Genomic DNA, 1,901 nt, shown 5'->3' with positions numbered 1-1,901 from the left:
CTATCAGCACCATAACAATAACATTAAAAGGAATTAAAACATTTACATAAATCTACGTACTTCTTAAACTACGTTTAAAATGTTTTAATCCTTTTATGTAAGCGTTATAAATTTCCCAAACATCTGTAGCCCTGCTACAATAAATATCTCTCTTTAATAAGGAAATACTTATGACTGAAAATAATGAATACAGTGTAATCGTTAATACTCCAGAAGAAGTTGCTTATAAGTTAATGAATAGGCTATTACCTAATACTGGTATGTCTAAACCTTCTGAAGAACAAACATTAAAAATGTATTCTAAATGTCTCAGGGTTGTTCGTGGTGAACTTCCTGAGAGTGTACTTGAAGAATAAACTCATACATTTTAATCACTTCGTCAGGAGACCATGATTTATTGGTCTCCATTAAGTTAAACAGTAAAGCGTGTTTTTCTTCTGAAGTTAATATGTTACTCATAATTCTTTTCCTCCTGCACATTCTGTGCAATTATATTAAAATTTATAACAAATACATTAATAGGGAATCCAAAAGCTGGGCTACGCCCAATACGCTTTTGTCTCCCATTATGTAAGCGTTAGAAATAGCAAAATCTTACAAGTAAACGGCTTCAAATGAAGTATTTGTGTGCTTTGCTGCTTTTTCTAATTTAGCTTTGCGTGCCATGTTAAATTGGCATTTTAGTGTTTAGTTGTTGGTGAGTTTCGCGTTGTTAACACGCTAAATTTAAACCAATTTATTGTTTGCTTAATTGTTGGTTATCGCAGGTTTTTGCGTTAAGTTTAAGCATTCGTTTTTAATTGTCGGTAAAGGGTATTTTTATGCAACTCTTGCGTTGTCGGGCATTTCTAACAATGCAGTCAAAGGGATGCAAAAAGCTTGGCCAAATTTTTGCTGAGCAAAAATGTTAGCCAACTTTATTACACCCTTTACTACGGCGTTATGTGCCTAGGAGGTTAATCAGTCATGATCGTTAAAAATGCGTTTAAGCCTCCTGTCGTTCTGAGTGTATATAGCAATCTAACTTTCTTTGTATTTTCAATATTGAGCTTATTCTTGGGTTGGTATTTTAATGAAATAGTCGGAGTCACTTGTGGCTTCGTGGGACTTGTTTTACTTATGGTGTCAATAAAGAAAGACCATGTAAGGCAAGGAGTAAAATTAAAAGACTACACTAGACAATTAAGTCACAACTTTCATTGTCTTGAATGTAATAATCATTTAGGAGAACACCTTGAACACGGTAGAGTCGAAGGTGCTCCAATCTTATATCATTGTAAGAAGTGTGAAATAATTTGGTTTACAGGTAAGCATTACACTAGCACATAACAATGCGTTTAAGGGCGGACACAAAAAGCTTGGCTTGTGCTCGTACCTCGCAAATTTTAGCCAAGCCTTTTGTGCCACTTAACGCGGCGTTATATTTTTTATCATGTATAGATTCCAATTAGCTAATAGTGGCAAAGGCCAAATCCAAATCGATGATTTTGTAGAGTCCTTTGAATCAGACTTTTCGTTTTGGTCTAAGTCAGATTATGAAGCGCACTGGGAACAAGCGTCAGCTGCATTGCTATTGGGTAAAAGTGCTTTGTTCATAACTTCAATGTCAGAACCTCAAAATACTAACTTTATTCGTGCTTGGGCTTGCTATGTCATTGGAGCTGAGTTGGTATTTCAAGAAAATATATTGTTTCTAGATGAACTGCCATTCAAATTTAATGTTGCTGCACCTCATACAAATGTATTACCTTACGAGTCTGTTACGGATGAAGGCTATAAAATTTCAGAGTGGCGTACAGGCGTAGAAAAAATATAACAATCGCATTAAGGGTGGACGCAAAAAGCTTGGCTGCGTTCGTGCCTCACTTATTATAGCCAAGCTTTTTTGCGCCACTTATGCG

2 protein-coding genes are annotated in these 1,901 nt (G+C 35.5%); both read left to right on the top strand.

Features of this window, described 5'->3' with window-relative positions; all coding sequences use genetic code 11:
• Positions 1-170 precede the first annotated feature (170 nt).
• Positions 171-356, top strand: a complete 186-nt coding sequence (locus tag WSC_RS0102545) for a hypothetical protein (RefSeq protein WP_016954339.1) — start codon at positions 171-173, stop codon at positions 354-356.
• 1,076 nt (positions 357-1,432) lie between these two features.
• Positions 1,433-1,816, top strand: coding sequence for a hypothetical protein (locus WSC_RS23855; RefSeq protein WP_016954336.1), 384 nt, complete (start codon positions 1,433-1,435; stop codon positions 1,814-1,816).
• Positions 1,817-1,901 lie beyond the last annotated feature (85 nt).

Origin of the sequence: Catenovulum agarivorans YM01, assembly GCF_000281085.1 — a bacterium.
In the GTDB taxonomy this organism is placed as follows: Bacteria; Pseudomonadota; Gammaproteobacteria; order Enterobacterales; family Alteromonadaceae; genus Catenovulum; species Catenovulum agarivorans.
The sequence above is the reverse complement of the archived record's forward strand: the minus strand, read 5'-3'. Positions and strand labels throughout refer to the sequence as shown.

Excerpts from the sequence above, each read along its gene's own strand:
- WSC_RS23855 (WP_016954336.1), top strand. The coding sequence starts at position 1,433 with ATGTATAGATTCCAATTAGCTAATAGTGGCAAAGGCCAAATCCAAATC.
- WSC_RS0102545 (WP_016954339.1), top strand. The coding sequence starts at position 171 with ATGACTGAAAATAATGAATACAGTGTAATCGTTAATACTCCAGAAGAA.